This window comes from Streptomyces violaceusniger Tu 4113, assembly GCF_000147815.2.
Taxonomy (GTDB): Bacteria; Actinomycetota; Actinomycetes; order Streptomycetales; family Streptomycetaceae; genus Streptomyces; species Streptomyces violaceusniger_A.
Map to the genome: position 1 here is coordinate 783,240 of NC_015957.1, position 15,533 is coordinate 798,772.

Here is a 15,533-nt window from a genome sequence, read left to right on the forward strand (position 1 = left end):
TGATGAGGATGAGAGGCGTCATCTTCGACGGCACGGCGCCGCGCGTGGTCGAGGACCTGGAGGTGCGCGACCCCGGCCCCGGCGAGGTGCTGGTGCGCATCGCCGCCGCGGGGCTGTGCCACAGCGATCTGTCGGTCGTCGACGGCACCATCCCCTTCCCTCTCCCCGCCGTCCTCGGCCACGAGGGCGCGGGCGTGGTCGAGGAGGTCGGGCCGGGCGTCACCCATGTCGCTCCCGGCGATCATGTGGCGCTGTCCACCCTCGCCAACTGCGGGACCTGCGCCGACTGCGCCCGGGGCCGCCCCACCATGTGCCGCGCGGCCATCGGCCGGCCGACCCGGCCCTTCCGCCGCGGCGACGAGCGACTGTACAACTTCGCCTCGAACTCCGCCTTCGCCGAGCGCACCCTCGTCACCGCCGTCCAGGTGGTGCGGATCCCCGAGGAGATTCCGCTCGTCTCCGCCGCCCTCATCGGCTGTGCCGTCCTGACCGGCGTCGGCGCCGTGCTCAACCGCGCCAAGGTGGACCGCGGTGAGTCGGTCGTTGTCATCGGCAGCGGCGGCATCGGGCTGAATGTGCTGCAAGGGGCCCGGATCGCCGGGGCGTTCCCTGTCGTCGCCGTCGACTCCAACCCCGCCAAGGAGCCGCTGGCCCGGCGCTTCGGCGCGACCCACTTCGTCCCCTCCACCGACGCCGTACGGGAGATCCTGCCGACCGGCGCCGACCACGCATTCGAATGCGTCGGCTCGACCCGGCTCATCCGTCAGGCCGTCGATCTGCTCGACCGGCGCGGCCAGGCAGTGCTCCTCGGTGTGCCGCCCGCCGACGCCGAGGCGGCCTTCCGGGTCTCCTCCATGTATCTGGACAAGTCCATCCTGGGCTGCCGCTACGGCTCCTCACGTCCGCAAGCCGATATCGCCCTGTACGCCGACCTCTACCGGCAGGGGCGGCTGCTGCTGGACGAACTGGTCAGCAGGACCTACCCCTTGGAGGACTTCGCCAAGGCCGCCGACGACGCCCACCACGGCCGGGTGGCGCGCGCCGTGCTCACCTTCTGACGGGCTTCCAACCACTTCCGACGGGCTTCGACCACTTCCGGCGGCGTCTTGACGACGGGGGCTGTTGACATATCGGTGACCGGCTTCGACGGCATCGGGCCGCTCACCACCCCGCTCCTCGGGCTGACCACGCTGCGCCAGCCGTTGGACGAGATCGGCCGACGCGCCATCGACCTGCTGCTGGAGCTGCGTGCCGACCGCTCCATGCCCACGCGCCATATCCCCCTGCGCGGGGCGGTGGTGGCCGGAACCACCACCGCCCCGCCCCCACCCGTCCCCATCCGGCGCTGAATTCGGGGGTCGCCCGCCGGAGCCGCGCCCCTGACGTCCGGAGAAACCATGTCCGTGCAAACGGCCGCCTCGCCCTTCCGCTACGGGGTCTTCCTCCGCCCCGACCACCGCACCTGCGCCCTGCTGACCGATCTCCATCTGCTGCTCAGGCAGCAGTACGGACTGGTCTCCTGCGCCGCCTACCCGCCCCACGCCACCCTCGCGGGCAATGTGCCCACCGACGCGCCCGAGGGCGAGCTGGCCGACCGGATCGGCGCGGCGCTGTCGGACACCAGCGCTTTCACGGCGTACAACACGGGCATCGAGAAGGGCGGAGGCGGCATCGGGTTCAATCTGCACGATCTGCCCGACGGCTCCCCGAACCCCGGGATCTCGGTGAACACCGCGCTGGCGCCGGTGTCGACCGTTCAGCCGGACTTTCTCTTCAAACCTTTCGACCCGGCGGAATTCCGGGCGCATCTGTCCGTGGCCTCCCATGAACTGACCCTGCGGCCCGACCTCTATGAGGAGACCGGGGAGTTCCTGGACACTCTCGACGCGGATCCGCCCAAGCGGTTGACCGCCGACACCATCTCGCTGTTCCGCTTCCACAGCGACGACTGGAACGCGCAGTGGTGGCGGGACATGACCTGGGTGCAGGTCCGCAGTTGGCGGCTCGGGGGCGCGGAAGCGGCCGTGACGGGCTGAGCGGGCCAGGCCCTGTCCCGCTCCCGCTAAGAACCGCCGGACAGGGCCTACGCACGGGCGTCGGCGCCGGAAGCCGTACCGGCCTCGGCGCCCGCGCGGAAGGTGCGGCGGTAGGCGGTCGGGCTCACGCCCACGGCCGCCTGGAAGTGCTGGCGCAGGGACGCGGGGGAGCCGAAACCCGCCTCGCGCGCCACCTGGCCCACCGACAGATCGGTGTCCTCCAGAAGATGACGGGACCGCTCGACGCGCTGCCGGGTCAGCCACTGGCCCGGGCTGACGCCGACCTCCTCGCGGAAGCGGCGGGTGAACGTCCGCACGCTCATCGACTCCTGGGCGGCCAGCTCCCTCAGCGAGATGGGCCGGTCCAGCCGGCCGAGCGCCCAGGCGCGCGCCGTCGTCGTGGTGGCCTGCTGGGGCTCGGGCAGCGGGCGCGGGATGTACTGGGCCTGGCCGCCGTCGCGGTGGGGCGGCACCAGGCTGTGCCGGGCGACGTCGTTGGCGACGGCCGTGCCGTGGTCGCGCCGCACCAGATGCAGACACAGGTCGATCCCCGAAGCGACACCGGCCGAGGTCAGCACATCGCCGTCGTCCACGAACAACACATTCGGATCGACCTTGATCGTCGGGAAGAGCCGCTGGAATTGGCCGACGCTGGCCCAATGGGTGGTGGCCGGGCGGCCGTCGAGAAGACCGGCGGCGGCGAGCACGAACGAACCGGTGCAGATGGACACCCAGCGCGCGCCCGGCCGGGCATGGGCGAGCGCGGTGGCGAGCGGCTCGGTCATCCGGCCCTCCTCGCGGACCGGGCCGAGTGCGTACGAGGCGGGCACCAGGATGGTGTCGGCCTCGGCGAGGGCTTCCGGGCCGAGTGCCACGGCGATCGGGAAGTCGGCGTCCGTGGGCACCAGACCGGGCTCGACGGTGCAGGTGACCACCTCGTACAGCCGCCGGCCGTCGGCGGAGCGGGCCTTGCCGAAGATCCGGTACGGAATGCCCAGCTCGAAGGGGATCACACCGGGGAGGGCGAGGACGACGACGCGATGGCGCCCGTTGGCGTTACCGGGCGGGGATTGGGGCACTTCCGGCCTCCCGTCGTTCGGACATGGCCCCTCAAGGGGTGTGGCCCGATCCTAGCGAAGGCTGTCCCACGGGCCACTCGTCGTGACGGAACCGCTGCTCAATGCTGGTCCGGTGACGCAGACAACCGAACTTTCCGGAGCTCCCGAACAGGGCGAGCAGCCCGACCGGCCCCCACGACGGGCCCTCCCACGCCTTCCGCACCGCGCCTGGTCGGTCGCCGCCGTCGCCTTCGTGACGATCATCGGCACCGCCGGATTCGCCTCCCTTCCCGGTCTGCTCATCGATCCACTCCACGACGAGTTCGGCTGGTCGCGCGGCACGATCGGGTTCGCGGTCTCCGTCAACCTCGCCCTCTACGGGCTCACCGCACCCTTCGCCGCCGCTCTGATGGATCGCTTCGGCATCCGTAAGGTCATCGCGGCCGCGCTCGCCGTCATCGCGACCGGTGGCGGCCTTACGGTCTTCATGACCGAGCCCTGGCAGCTCATCCTCTGCTGGGGCGTGCTGGTCGGCCTCGGCAGCGGCTCCATGGCGCTGGCCTTCGCCGCGACCGTGACCAACCGGTGGTTCGTCGCCCAGCGCGGTCTGGTCACCGGCATCCTCACGGCGGGCGGTGCCTCCGGGCAGTTGATCTTTCTGCCGCTGCTCTCCCGGATCGTCGAACGGCACGACTGGCGGCCCGCCGCGCTGACGGTCGCGATCGCCGCGCTGGCGATCGTCCCCCTCGTCTGGCTGCTGCTGCGCGACTACCCCTCGGACGTGGGCCTCGCCCCGTACGGCGCCGACGGGCCGCCCACCCCGCGGCCCGCACCCCGGCGCGGCGCGGCCCGGCGGGCCGTCAAGGCCCTCGCCTCGGCCTCGCGCACCGGCACCTTCTGGCTGCTCGCGGGCACCTTCGCGATCTGCGGCGCCTCGACGAACGGCCTCGTCAAGACCCACTTCGTGCCCGCCGCGCACGACCACGGCATGCCGGTGACGGCCGCCGCGAGCCTGCTCGCCGTCATCGGCGTCTTCGACATCATCGGGACGGTGGCCTCCGGCTGGTTCACCGACCGCTTCGACGCGCGCCGGCTGCTGGCCATGTACTACGCGCTGCGCGGCCTCTCCCTGATGTTCCTCCCGATCCTGCTGGACGAGGCGGTGCATCCGCCGATGATCTTCTTCATCGTCTTCTACGGTCTCGACTGGGTCGCCACCGTGCCGCCGACCATGGCGCTGTGCCGGGAGCAGTACGGAGAGGACAGTGCGATCGTCTTCGGCTGGGTGCTCGCCTCCCACCAGGTGGGAGCAGGGGTCGTGGCCTTCGTGGGCGGTATGGCGCGGGACGCCTTTGGCTCGTACGACCTGGTCTGGTACGGCGCGGGGGCGCTGTGCGCGATCGCCGCGCTGATGTCGCTGGTGATCCACCGCGGCCCGAAGGCGCAGGGCGCGGCGGCGACGGCCTAGGGTCGCGCGGCCTTGCGGGGCCTACGGAAGGCCGCGCGACGCCTTATGGAAGGCCGCGCGGGCTCACGGATGCGCCGTGAACTCCCCGAAGGAGCCGCGGTGGAAGAGCAGCGGCCCCGATCGCGCCGCGGACTCGTCCGTTCCCAGGTCCCGGACGCGGCCCACCACGACCAGATGGTCGCCGCCCGTGTGCACGGCGTGGACCGCGCAGTCGATCCACGCCGGGACGTCCGCGAGACGCGGTGAGCCGGTGACCGGAGACGGTTCGTAGCGGACGCCCGCGAATTTGTCGGGGCGCCGGGAGCCGCTGACCGCGAAGGCGCGGCACAGCTCGCCCTGGTGAGCGCCCAGGACGTTGACGCAGAAGACGCCCGCGCGGGCGATGCGCGGCCAGGTCGTGGAGGTGCGGGCGACCATGAAGGCGACCAGCGGCGGGTCCAGGGACAGCGAGGCGAAGGACTGGCAGGCGAACCCGGTCGGGCCGGTCGCGTCGACGGTGGCGATCACGGTGACCCCGCTCGCGAAATGGCCCAGCACGCGGCGGAATTCGGCGGGGTCGACCGGGGGCCGCTCATCGTCGCGCACACAGCGCAGCTCCGGCGGGGGCAGCGGTTCGACCGGTCGTACGGAGGCGGTCGGCGAGCCGACCGCCCGGAGGTAGCGGACGGCGGTGGCGGCCATACCGGCGTGTCCCATCATGGCCCGTCCCCCTTTCTTGGCTTGCCCGACGGCTTTCCTGGCGTTTGTGACGGCTTTCCTGGTTTTTCTGGCGGGGTGGGTCTCTCAGCGGCCTCGGTACACGGGGGGCCGGCGCTCGATGAACGCGCTCACGCCCTCCTGAGCGTCGGCCGTGGTCATGTTGGTCTCCTGCGCCGCCGCCTCGGCGGCGAACGCGGCCGGGCGGCCGGACTCCAGGGAGGCGTTCACCAGCGCCTTGGTGAGGGCGAGGGCGCGGGTGGGGCCGGCCGCGAGGCGCTCGGCCCAGGCGCGGGCGGTCTTGGCCAGTTCGTCGTCCGGGACGACCCGGTTGACCAGGCCCAGCCGCTCGGCCTCGGCGGCGGGCAGCGCGTCGCCGAAGAACATCAGCTCCTTCGCGCGCTGCGGGCCGGTCAGCCGGGGCAGGAGATACGCACCGCCCCCGTCGGGGACCAGACCGCGGCGGATGAACACCTCGATGAAGACGGCCGATTCGGCGGCCAGCACCAGATCGCAGGCGAGGGCGAGATGGGCGCCGAGCCCGGCAGCGGTGCCGTTGACGGCGGCGATCACCGGCTTCTCGCAGTCGAGGACGGCGGCGATGAGCCGCTGCGCTCCGCCGCGGATCAGCCGGGCGACATCGCCCGCGACGCGTTCCGCCGCGGCCGGTGCGCCGCGCAGATCCGCTCCCGCGCAGAAGCCCTTGCCGGTGGCGGTCAGCACGACGGCCCGGACGGTCGGGTCCGCGGAGGCGTGGTCCAGTAGCGAAATCAGGTGTTCTCGCTGGTCGGGGGTGATGGCGTTCATCGCGGCGGGGCGGTTGAGCGTGATCCACGAGACGCCGTTGTCAGTGGTGTGCCGTACAACGGAGTCAAGCGCTTCTTCGGGGGAGGGAGAGGTCATGGGAACGCTCCATCGGTCAGCGGCAGATCGCCAGTGCGTCCAGTGCCACGGCGCCTTGGCCGCGTTCCAGCACCATCAGCGGATTGACGTCGAGTTCGGCGAGGTGGTCCCCGAGTTCCAGGGCCATGCGCTGGACCCGCAGCACGACTTCCACGAGCGCGTCCACATCGGCCGGGGGAGCGCCGCGCACACCGTCGAGGAGGGCGCGGCCGCGCAGTTCGGCGAGCATCGCGCGCGCCTGGTCCTCGCCGAACGGGGGGACGCGTACGGCGGCGTCGCGGAACACCTCGACGAGCACGCCCCCTATACCCACGGTCACGGTCGGGCCGAAGAGGGTGTCATGGCTCATGCCGACGACCATCTCCACCCCGCGCTGGACCATCTGGCAGACCAGCACCCCGTCCAGCTCGACGCCTTCGCAGCGGGCGATGTCGGTGAGCTCCCGGTAGGTGTCGCGGACCTGGCTGGCCGAGGTCAGCCCCAGCCGGACCAGACCCAGTTCGGTCTTGTGGGCGAGTTGCGGTGCGGATGCCTTCATGACGACGGGATAGCCCACGAGCCCGGCGGCGCGGACGGCCGCGGCGGCGCTGGTCACCAACTGCTCGCGCGGCACCCGGATGCCGTACGCCCGCAGCAGTTGTTTCGCCGCGTGCTCGCTCAGGCGGCCTCCTGGGCGCAGCAGATCGCGCACCTTGCGCAGGGACGGAGACGGGGTGCGCGGGGCGTCGTCGAAGGGGGAGCGGTAGGAGGCGGTGAAGCGGTGGTGCCCCAGATAGGCCCGCACGGCGGTGATGCAGTTGGCGAATGTACGGAAGGTGGCCACGCGGGAGGAGCCCAGCAGGGTGGTGCGGTAGGCGCCCTCGGTGCCGACCGGCGACCCCCACACCACGCACACCAGCTTGTCCGTCTGCTCCGCCGCCTCCACCAGATCCTGCGCCAGCTTGTCGCTCATGGGCGGAAAGGGGCCGGTGATCGGGCAGATCAGCACGCCCACGGCGGGATCGGCCAGGATCGCGTCGATGATCTTGCGGCCGCGCCAGTCGCCGACCGGGTGGCCGCCGTTGTCGACCGGGTTGGCGACGCTGAGATCGCCGGGTATCCACTGGTGGAGCTCGGCCTGCTTCTCGGTGGAGAGGGTGGGCAGGGTGAGGCCCGCAGCGGTGGCGAGGTCGGAGAAGTGGGCCCCGGTGCCTCCGGAGATCGAATACACCACGACGCCCTCGGCGAGCGGCGGGCGGGCGCGGGCGAGCAGCGCCGCCGTGTCCTGCAGCTCGTCCAGGCCGTCCACGCGGATCACGCCGAACTGCCGCATGGCCGCGTCCACCACTGCGTCCGAGCCGGTCAGCTTGCCGGTGTGGGAGGCGGCCGTGCGGGCGCCGGTCTCGGTGCGGCCGACCTTCACGGCGACGACGGGCACCTTGGCGCGGGCGGCCCGGTCGGCGGCGAGGAGGAAGCTGCGGCCGTCCTTCAGCCCCTCCGCGTACAGGGCGATGGCGCCGACCTCGGGCCGGTCGGCGAAGTAGGAGATGAAGTCGGCGGTCTCCAGATCGGCCTCATTGCCGGTCGGGGCCCAGTGGCTGAGCCGGATGCCGAGTTCCTGGAGGGTGAAGACCGGGCGGCCCTGGTGGCCTGACTGGGTGATGAGGGCGATGGCGGGCCCGTCGAGGTCGTCGCGGAACTTCTCGAAGGCGTTGAGGTTGGTGTTGGGGCCGAGCAGCCGCAGCCCGGCGCCGCGGGCCGCGGTGGCCAGCCGGGCCTGCGCGGCGGCGCCCTCGGGGCCGGTCTCGGCGAAGCCGGAGGCGAAGGCGACGGCGAACTTCACCTTGCTCCCGTCGAGTTCCTCGATGACCGGGAGCGGGTCACGGACGAGGAGGACGGCGAGGTCGACGGGTTCGGGCAGCGCGGCCACGGACGGTACGCACGGAATGCCGAAGACGGCGGGACGGGAGGGATGCACCGGGTGCAGCCGGGCGCCGACGCGTTCGGCCCAGGCCAGAAGCTGGCGGGTGATACCGGTGTTGGGACGGCCGTCCGCGTCGGAGGCGCCGATGAGGGCCACCGACTCGGGATGGAAGAAGCGGTCCAGATCGGGGACGGCGGAGTGCAGCGGGCGCCCGCTGACGTCCACGTCGTCCGCGCCTTCGACGGGCCCGCCCGCCGCCTCCCTGCTGGAGGCGTGCACGGCGGGGCCGGGGGCCCGCCCGCAGGCGACGGCGCGGGCATGACGGGAGTTGGTGGTCAGGGTGCCGTAGGTCGATCCAAGCATCGGTATCCGCCACTCCTGCTCGTTGGCCAATAACCGGGCAGGTGACCGGGTGGTTCGGCGGCAAAACTGACGCCAAGTCACATTACCCAGTAGTCAGGTTACTGAACTGACGGCCTGTCAGGAATGCTCGGGGCGCCAGGAACACGCAGGGTGACGGCGGGGGCGGCGGAATGCGTGCCTGGCCGCGCGCCCCCGGTGCCTGCTCCGCGGTCAAGCCGTCGTGCGGGCCACTGTCTTGGCGATCTTCCGGGCGTCGATGGCCAGCTCTCGCAGCATCCCGCTGATCGGGTTCGTATAGCCCGTGAAGTGCAGCCCCGGGGCGGACTTCAGGGTCCGCCGACCGTGGGGGAGGGGACGGCCGCGGTCGTCGAGCACGCCCAGATGACCGACCAGCTCCTCGAGGCCGCGCCGGTAGCCGGTCGCGGCGATCACCACCTCGGGGCTGATCCGCGAGCCGTCGGTGAGGACCACCTTGTCCAGGTCGAAGGAGTCGACCGCCGAGACCACCTCCACCCGCCCCGTCCGTACCGCGTCGACCAGCCCCACGTCCTGGACCGGGATCGCGCCCTCCCGTACGCGGGTGTAGAGCCCGGTGTCGGGCCAGGGCAGACCGTGCTCGGTCAGATCCGGCATGCTCAGCCGGCACATCGCCCGCGCCGCCCGGTCCACCGCGCGCCGCGGCAGCCTGCGCACCAGGATGCCGGTCGCCTGCGCGGGCCAGCCGGCCGTGGAGCGGCGCAGGATGTGCGGCACGGTGCGGATCGCCAGCCGCACCCGCGCCGCGCCGCCCTCGATCAGGTCGACCGCGATCTCCGCGCCCGTGTTGCCGACGCCGACCACGAGCACGTCGCGGCCCTCGAAGGGGCGGGCGTTGCGGTAGTGGGCGGCGTGCAGCAGCTCACCGGTGTAGGCGGTGCGGCCCGGCCAGTCCGGCACCCGTGGGGTGTGGTTGAAACCCGTCGCGACGACGGCCACGGGCGAGGACAGCGCACGGCCGCCCGTGGCGCGCAGCACCCACTCCGTGTTGTCGGACGACCGGTCGATGCGGGAGACCTCGACCCCCGTGACGATCTCCAGTCGGTGGTGCTCGGTGTAGCGCTCCAGATAGCGCACCACGTCGTCGCGCCCGACCCAGCGCCCGTAGGGCCGGGGGATCGGCAGGCCGGGGAGCGCGGACAGCCGGCGCGTGGTGTGCAGATGCAGCCGGTCGTAGTGGTTCCGCCATGACGCGGCGACCGCCTCGGACTTCTCCAGGACGACGGCGCGGATCCCGCGGTGGCTGAGCGCGGCGGCGGCGGCGAGTCCGCCCGGTCCACCGCCGATCACATAAACGGGTGAGGACTTCTCGGGGGAGCTGTCAGCCATGCGGGTGAGCGTAGCCGGGTATTTGACGGGTTTCGGTCAAAGCGATCCGGTCAAAGTGATTCCGAATGGATTGCGGACAGGTCACGGCCGGTATCTGTCGGTCTGCCGTTCCGCCGGTCGCTGCTTCGGCGGTCGCTACTCCCGCATCCCGTCGGTTTCCCTTCCGCTGGTGCGACCCCTTGTGCGGGTCGCTCCCGGGCCGTGAAACTGACGTACCGTCAGATTCGCTGGGATGGGAGAGGTGGGGCACGATGCGGACGATCGGGCTCAGCGGGGCCGAATGGCTCGCCGTACTGCGCATCGGACTCGGCCTGTGGTGGCTCGAGAGCTGGCGCCACAAGGACAAGAAGGACTGGTTCGAGCGCGGCACGGGTATCGGCTGGGCGGTGGGCGTGGCCGCCAAGCACCGCTGGGCGTTTGTCCGCAGCGGCTTCGGCGCGGTGGTGACACCCCGTCCCAAGGTCATGGCGTATGTCGTCGTCTACGCAGAACTCGCCCTCGGCCTCGGCCTGACGCTCGGCTTTCTGACCCCCATCGCCCTGGTCGGCGCGATCGTGCTCAATCTCCTCTATTTCCTGCTCATGATCCACGACTGGGCGGAGCAGGGGCAGAACTCGATGATGGTGCTGATCTCCGTGGTCGGGCTCTTCGGCATGAGCTGGCAGACCTGGTCGCTCGACGAGGCATGGGGGCTGTTCCCGTGAGCCCGGCGCCGCCCGCGGGTGCTCCGCGCTTCGACCTGCCCGAGATCGACGCCTTCACCCGCCCCTACTGGGACGCCGCGGCCGAGGGCCGGCTGTTGATCCGGCGGTGCGCCGACTGCGGACTGGCCCACCACTACCCGCGCGAATTCTGCCCGTACTGCTGGAGCGAGGACGTCACTTGGGAGGAGGCGAGCGGCGCCGCGACGCTCTACACGTGGTCCGTGGTGCACCGCAATGACCTGCCGCCGTTCGGCGCACGTGTCCCGTACACCGCCGCCGTCGTCGACCTCGCCGAGGGGCCGCGGATGATGACCGAACTCATCGAGGCCCCGGCGGGCGGCCCGCGCGTCGGGATGCGGCTCCGGGTGGCGTTCCGGGCGGCCGATGCCGCCGAGCGGGACGCTCCTGCCGTTCCGGTCTTCCGGCCGCTGCTCGCCTGCCTGCCCGGTGTTACGGCGTGACCGCCTTACGGTCGCACTGTTCAACGGTGCACGCCTTACGGTCACGGTGCACGCCTTACGGTCGCGTTCGCCTTCTCGTCGCACCCTTACGGTCGTCGCCATGCGGTCGTACTGCCCCTATGGCCACAGCAGCTCCCGCCGCCAGCCGCCGCGCTCGCCGGGGTCGCGGCGGTAGCGGAGCCGTACGTGCCGTCGCCGCGCCTCCTCCTGGTAGAACTCGACCTCGTCCGCCTCCAGGACGTACAGGGTCCAGGTGGGGGCGGTCGCGTCCGGTTCGCGTTCGGCCCGCTCGTACGCCATCTCGAAAGCCCGTAGCAGCTCCTCGTGCGAGCCGAGCACCTCGCTCTGCCGTCCGCTCCCGGCCAGCGCCGCCGCGAGCGCCGCGGGGGACCGGCCGCGCAGATCGGCCGCGCTCTGCTCCGGCCCGGCCTCGCCGACCCGTCCGCTGACGCGCACCTGGCGGCCCGCCCGCATCCAGTGGAACGCGAGCGAGGCGTACGGGTTCTCGGCCAGCTCCCGGCCCTTACGGCTGGTGCGATGGGTGCCGAAGTGCCAGCCGCGCCCATCGGCGTCGTGCAGCATCACCGTGCGCTGGGAGGGGTGGCGGTCGGCGTCCGCGGTGGCCAGGGTCATGGTGTGCGGGCCGGGTTCCCCCGCCTCGGCGACCTCTCGCAGCCACCGCCGGAAGAGCGGCAGCGGTGTGTCCGGGGCCGTGTCCGGGTCGAAGACCGGCAGCTCGCCCGCATGGGGTACACGCAGGCCGCGCAGCAGTGCCCGGAATGCCTCAGCCTCGTTCTGGTCATCGCTCATCGGCTCCCCATCCGATCACCCGCGACGGGCCGGGGCAAGCGGGTGCGTACGTACGGCCGGGGCGGGCCGAGCCGGGACCGGCGCGGGCCCAGCCGTCGGACCGTCCCCAGCCCCCCGCGTGGGGCCGGTCAGCCGCGGCCCAGGACGACCGTGCCCGCCGAGCAGAACCAGCCCCCCGTCCCCGACGCCACGGCCAGCTCCGGGAGCCGTCCATCCGCCTTGCGCACCTGCCGCTCCCCGGCCTCGCCGCGTAGCTGCCGTACCGCCTCGACCAGCAGGAACAGCCCGCGCATCCCCGGGTGGCAGGCGGAGAGGCCGCCGCCGTCGGTGTTGGTCGGCAGCTCGCCGTCCCGCGTCAGCCGCCCCTTCGCCGCGAATGCCCCGCCCTCGCCCTTGGCGCAGAAGCCCAGGTCTTCGAGGGTCACCAGAGTCATATAGGTGAAGGCGTCATAGAGCTCGGCCACATCGATATCCGACGGTCGGACGCCCGCCCGTGCGAAGGCCGCCCGCCCCGAGGCGGCGGCCGGGGAGACCGTGAAGTCCTCCCATTCGGACATGGTGGTGTGCGAGACGGCCGTGCCCGAACCCAGCACCCACACCGTGGGTTTCGCCGTGTCCGGTACGTACTCCTCGGCCGCGAGCAGCACCGCGCAGCCGCCGTCCGAGCGGATGCAGCAGTGGAGTTTGGTGAAGGGGTCGGCGATCGTCGGGCCGCTCAGGACGTCATCGACCGTGATCGGTTCGCGAAACATCGCGTCCGGATTGTGCCCGGCATTGATGCGGGCCTGAACGGCGATGTCCGCAAGCTGTTCGAGTGTGGTGCCGTACTCATGCATATGGCGGCGCGCGGCCATCGCGTACTTGGCGACCAACGTGTGCCCGTACGGGACCTCGAACTGCAGCGGCCCGCGCGCCCCGAAGGAGAGGTTCGCGGTGCGGCGGCCCGCGCGGATGTCGGCGCGGGCGGTGGAGCCGTAGACGAGCAGGACGGCGCGGGCGTGCCCGGCGGCGATCGCGTCCGCCGCGTGCGCCGCCATGACCTCCCAGGTGGAGCCGCCGACGGCCGTCGAGTCGGTCCAGGTCGGCCGCAGCCCCAGATACTCGGCCACCTCGACCGGCGCGAGGGTGCCGAGCCCCGTCGAGGCGAAGCCGTCGACGACCGACCGTTCCAGGCCGGAGTCGGCGAGGGCCCGGCGGGCGGCCTGGGCGTGGAGGGCGTAGGGGGTGGCCGTGTCGACGCGGCCGCAGTCGGAGAGGGAGACGCCGACGACGGCGACCTTACGGGTGCGCTGCGCTGCGGGCGACATGAATCTGACGGTACATCAGATTTGGGGGCGGGGAAGAGGGGGTGGAGGAGGGAGCGAAAAGGGGGGTGGGTGAGGGTGCTGCGCGCGGGGATGCCGGGGGAAGGGGGTGGTCCGGACGCTCTCCCGTATGGCCGTGCTCGCGCCTCGAGCACAAGCCCCGTCCGGACCACGCGTGAGGCGCCCGGCTACTGCAGGAACTGCCCCACACAAGCGGCGATCGCCACCAGAAGGCTCAGCACTCCGATGATGACCTGCCACTTGTCAGGGCCGGTCCATCGGTCGTCGCTCGTCTCCTGCGTGCTCCGATCGTCCATCACCCCTCCTCGCTCCTCCGATAGGCCCCGGGGGACAGGGCCGCCGCCGGTCTGCGCTCCGGCGGAGCCAGTGGGGAGGAACGTGGTGAGGTGCCGGCAGTTCAGCCGTGGAGGGGTGCGGAGGGGTGGGAAAGTCCGGAGCCCCTCCCTAGTATGACGGTCCGTCAGAAAGTGGAGGTGCTCGCCGATGGACGCCGCGTTCACCGAGGAACAGGACGAGATCCGCCGTACGCTGCGCACACTCCTGCGGGAGCGGTGCGGGCCGGACGAGGTCAAGGCGGCGGTCCAGGCCGCGGCCGGCTATGACGAGGCCCTGTGGCAGCAGCTCGCCCGGACGCTCGGGCTACCGGGCCTGGCCCTTCCGTCGGCGTACGGGGGTGTCGGCTGCGGGGTCACCGAGCTGGCGCTGGCCTGTGAGGAGACGGGGCGCGTGCTGCTGCCCTCGCCGCTTCTGGCCACCGCCGTGTTCGCCGCGCCCCTGGTGGCCGCGGTCGGGACGGAGGTGCAGCGCGCCGAGCTGCTGCCGCGGATCGCGGAGGGCGCCCTTACGGCGGCGCTCGCGGTGCCGGGGCGCGCGCTGCCGGAAGCGCTGGGGCTCGTAGGAGCGCGGGACGGCGCGTGGGCCGGTGGGGGGCGCGCGGGGGGTGTCCAGGCGCGCCCGGACAGCGGTGGCGGTGCCGGGTGGCGGCTGTATGGGCAGGTGGAGCAGGTGCTGGGCGGGCACAGCGCCGAACTGCTGCTGGTCGCCGCCCGCGCCGGGGGCTACACGCGCGGGCGGACGCTGCTGTTCCTCGTCCCGGCGGAGGCGGACGGGCTGGTCCGCACCCGGCTGACCGCGCTCGACGCGACGCGCCCGCAGGCCCGCATCGAGCTGCGGAACGTACCCGCCGAACTGCTGGGGGTGGATGACGGCGGGAGCGGGGACGGGGTGGCGGAGGCGCTGGCGGCCGTGGGTGCGGCGGCCGCGGCCGTGCTCGCCGCCGAGGCCGTGGGGGCGGCGGACGCGGCCCTCGCGCGGACGGTCGGTTATGTGCGGGCGCGTGAGCAGTTCGGCCGCCCGATCGGCTCGTTCCAGGCGGTCAAGCACCGGCTGGCGGATGTGTACGTCGCGGTCCAGGCGGCCCGTTCGGCTGCGTACTACGCCGCTTGGGCCGCGGCCCAGAGCGGTGCGGAGGGCACGGGCGCGGCCCAGGGCGGTGCGGAGGGCGCGGAAGCCGCGGTCGCGGGCGGGCTGGCGCTCGCGCAGGCGCTGGAGGCGCAGCGCATGGCGGCGGCCGAGGCGGTGCAGCTACATGGCGGCATCGGCTTCACCTGGGAGCATGAGGCACATCTCTACTTCAAGCGGGCCGCCTCCGACGAGCTGCTCTTCGGCCCCGTCCACCGGCTTCGGGCCCAAGCCGCGGAACGGGAGGGACTCTTCGGCGCGGCCGATCGCGCTCCTTACGGCGGCCATGGCGGGCGCGGGGGGAACGATGGATACGGCGGGCACGGTCGGCACGATGGCCCTGACAGGCACGATGGGCCCAACGGCCGCGACGGGCGGGACGGGCATGACGGGCCGCGGAAGGTGGTGACGGTCTGATGGCCGGTTTCGGCGTGAAGCTGGTCCGGAAGGTGTCCTCGACCCGCGCCTTCGCCAAGGTCGCGCCCCATGTCATCCCCGCCTTCGACCGCACGGTCCACCGGCTGACCCGCGGCAAGGTGCTGCCGAGCGCGCGGATGCTGCCCGGCGTGATCCTTACCGCGCGCGGCGCGAGGTCGGGGCTTCCCCGCCGTACGCCGCTGGCCTGTATGCCGGAGGACGGCGGCACCTGGCTCCTGATCGGCAGCAACTTCGGCCGCCCGGGCCATCCGGCCTGGACCGCGAACCTCCTGAAGCACCCGGAAGCGGAGATCAGCTGGCGGGGCCGGGACATCGTCGTCCGGGCACGGCTGCTGGAGGGTGCCGAGCGCGAGGCGGCCTGGGCGGCGGCCCTCGCCTTCTGGCCGCCCTACGCGAGCTATCAGTCGCGGGTGGAGCGCGAGATCCGCCTCTTCCGCCTTCACCGCACCGAGGAGCCCTGAGCCGGTCCGTCGGGGGCGCAAAAAGGCCGCGGCGGATCACTCGGGAGTGATCCGCCGCGGCGTGACAGGACGTGCGGGCTC

At 72.5% G+C, this 15,533-nt stretch carries 16 protein-coding genes; 8 read left to right on the forward strand and 8 right to left on the reverse strand.

The annotated features are described in order from the left end of the window. Positions 1 to 8 precede the first annotated feature (8 nt). The 3 genes from STRVI_RS03600 (at position 9) to STRVI_RS03610 (ending at position 2,036) form a co-directional block, all read left to right on the forward strand. A complete protein-coding gene (locus STRVI_RS03600; RefSeq protein ID WP_043235362.1) occupies positions 9 to 1,058 on the forward strand; it encodes a Zn-dependent alcohol dehydrogenase in 1,050 nt (349 codons plus the stop codon). A 75-nt stretch (positions 1,059 to 1,133) separates the two neighbouring features. Continuing rightward, entirely contained in the window at positions 1,134 to 1,349 is a 216-nt protein-coding gene (locus STRVI_RS03605; RefSeq protein WP_043235364.1) for a substrate-binding domain-containing protein, read from the forward strand. Positions 1,350 to 1,397: 48 nt separating this feature from the next. After that, a complete protein-coding gene (locus STRVI_RS03610) occupies positions 1,398 to 2,036 on the forward strand; it encodes a hypothetical protein (RefSeq protein ID WP_014054255.1) in 639 nt (212 codons plus the stop codon). Positions 2,037 to 2,083: 47 nt separating this feature from the next. Here STRVI_RS03610 and STRVI_RS03615 read toward each other — a convergent pair whose 3' ends face one another. Continuing rightward, the gene (locus STRVI_RS03615; RefSeq protein WP_014054256.1) at positions 2,084 to 3,115 is read right to left on the reverse strand and encodes a GlxA family transcriptional regulator; all 1,032 of its coding nucleotides are present in this window, start codon (positions 3,113 to 3,115) and stop codon (positions 2,084 to 2,086) included. A gap of 112 nt (positions 3,116 to 3,227) precedes the next feature. Between STRVI_RS03615 and STRVI_RS03620 the strand changes: the two genes are divergently transcribed. Continuing rightward, entirely contained in the window at positions 3,228 to 4,562 is a 1,335-nt protein-coding gene (locus STRVI_RS03620; protein ID WP_043235366.1) for an MFS transporter, read from the forward strand. A gap of 63 nt (positions 4,563 to 4,625) precedes the next feature. On the opposite strand, the gene STRVI_RS03625 is transcribed toward STRVI_RS03620, so the two are convergent. The 4 genes from STRVI_RS03625 to STRVI_RS03640 all read right to left on the reverse strand — a co-directional run bounded on the left by STRVI_RS03625 (position 4,626) and on the right by STRVI_RS03640 (position 9,792). Next, complete coding sequence (locus tag STRVI_RS03625; RefSeq protein WP_014054258.1) at positions 4,626 to 5,261, reverse strand: flavin reductase family protein; 636 nt, start codon at positions 5,259 to 5,261, stop codon at positions 4,626 to 4,628. 84 nt (positions 5,262 to 5,345) lie between these two features. After that, the gene (locus STRVI_RS03630; protein WP_014054259.1) at positions 5,346 to 6,161 is read right to left on the reverse strand and encodes an enoyl-CoA hydratase/isomerase family protein; all 816 of its coding nucleotides are present in this window, start codon (positions 6,159 to 6,161) and stop codon (positions 5,346 to 5,348) included. 16 nt (positions 6,162 to 6,177) lie between these two features. Beyond that, positions 6,178 to 8,427, reverse strand: a complete 2,250-nt coding sequence (locus STRVI_RS03635) for an acetate--CoA ligase family protein (RefSeq protein WP_014054260.1) — start codon at positions 8,425 to 8,427, stop codon at positions 6,178 to 6,180. 210 nt (positions 8,428 to 8,637) lie between these two features. Beyond that, positions 8,638 to 9,792, reverse strand: coding sequence for a flavin-containing monooxygenase (locus STRVI_RS03640; protein ID WP_014054261.1), 1,155 nt, complete (start codon positions 9,790 to 9,792; stop codon positions 8,638 to 8,640). 251 nt (positions 9,793 to 10,043) lie between these two features. On the opposite strand from STRVI_RS03640, the gene STRVI_RS03645 reads away from it, so the two are divergent. Both STRVI_RS03645 and STRVI_RS03650 read left to right on the forward strand, forming a co-directional pair. Beyond that, the gene (locus STRVI_RS03645; protein ID WP_014054262.1) at positions 10,044 to 10,496 is read left to right on the forward strand and encodes a hypothetical protein; all 453 of its coding nucleotides are present in this window, start codon (positions 10,044 to 10,046) and stop codon (positions 10,494 to 10,496) included. Further along, positions 10,478 to 10,957 carry a Zn-ribbon domain-containing OB-fold protein gene (locus STRVI_RS03650; RefSeq protein ID WP_014054263.1) on the forward strand — a complete coding sequence of 160 codons (480 nt, stop codon included), beginning with the start codon at positions 10,478 to 10,480 and terminating at the stop codon, positions 10,955 to 10,957. Before STRVI_RS03645 ends, STRVI_RS03650 begins: the two co-directional genes overlap by 19 nt. Positions 10,958 to 11,074: 117 nt before the next feature. Here the strand turns inward: STRVI_RS03650 and STRVI_RS03655 are convergent, their stop codons facing one another. The 3 genes from STRVI_RS03655 to STRVI_RS55490 form a co-directional block, all read right to left on the reverse strand. Next, a complete protein-coding gene (locus STRVI_RS03655) occupies positions 11,075 to 11,767 on the reverse strand; it encodes a pyridoxine/pyridoxamine 5'-phosphate oxidase (RefSeq protein WP_014054264.1) in 693 nt (230 codons plus the stop codon). A 128-nt stretch (positions 11,768 to 11,895) separates the two neighbouring features. Continuing rightward, positions 11,896 to 13,074: a thiolase C-terminal domain-containing protein gene (locus STRVI_RS03660; protein ID WP_014054265.1), complete on the reverse strand. Its 1,179-nt coding sequence runs from the start codon at positions 13,072 to 13,074 to the stop codon at positions 11,896 to 11,898. Between the two features lie 185 nt (positions 13,075 to 13,259). Continuing rightward, positions 13,260 to 13,388: a hypothetical protein gene (locus tag STRVI_RS55490; RefSeq protein WP_014054266.1), complete on the reverse strand. Its 129-nt coding sequence runs from the start codon at positions 13,386 to 13,388 to the stop codon at positions 13,260 to 13,262. 187 nt (positions 13,389 to 13,575) lie between these two features. Here STRVI_RS55490 and STRVI_RS03665 point away from each other — a divergent pair, with 187 nt between their 5' ends. Both STRVI_RS03665 and STRVI_RS03670 read left to right on the forward strand, forming a co-directional pair. Next, complete coding sequence (locus STRVI_RS03665; RefSeq protein WP_014054267.1) at positions 13,576 to 14,970, forward strand: acyl-CoA dehydrogenase family protein; 1,395 nt, start codon at positions 13,576 to 13,578, stop codon at positions 14,968 to 14,970. Further along, positions 14,970 to 15,452, forward strand: a complete 483-nt coding sequence (locus STRVI_RS03670; RefSeq protein WP_014054268.1) for a nitroreductase family deazaflavin-dependent oxidoreductase — start codon at positions 14,970 to 14,972, stop codon at positions 15,450 to 15,452. Before STRVI_RS03665 ends, STRVI_RS03670 begins: the two co-directional genes overlap by 1 nt. Positions 15,453 to 15,533 lie beyond the last annotated feature (81 nt).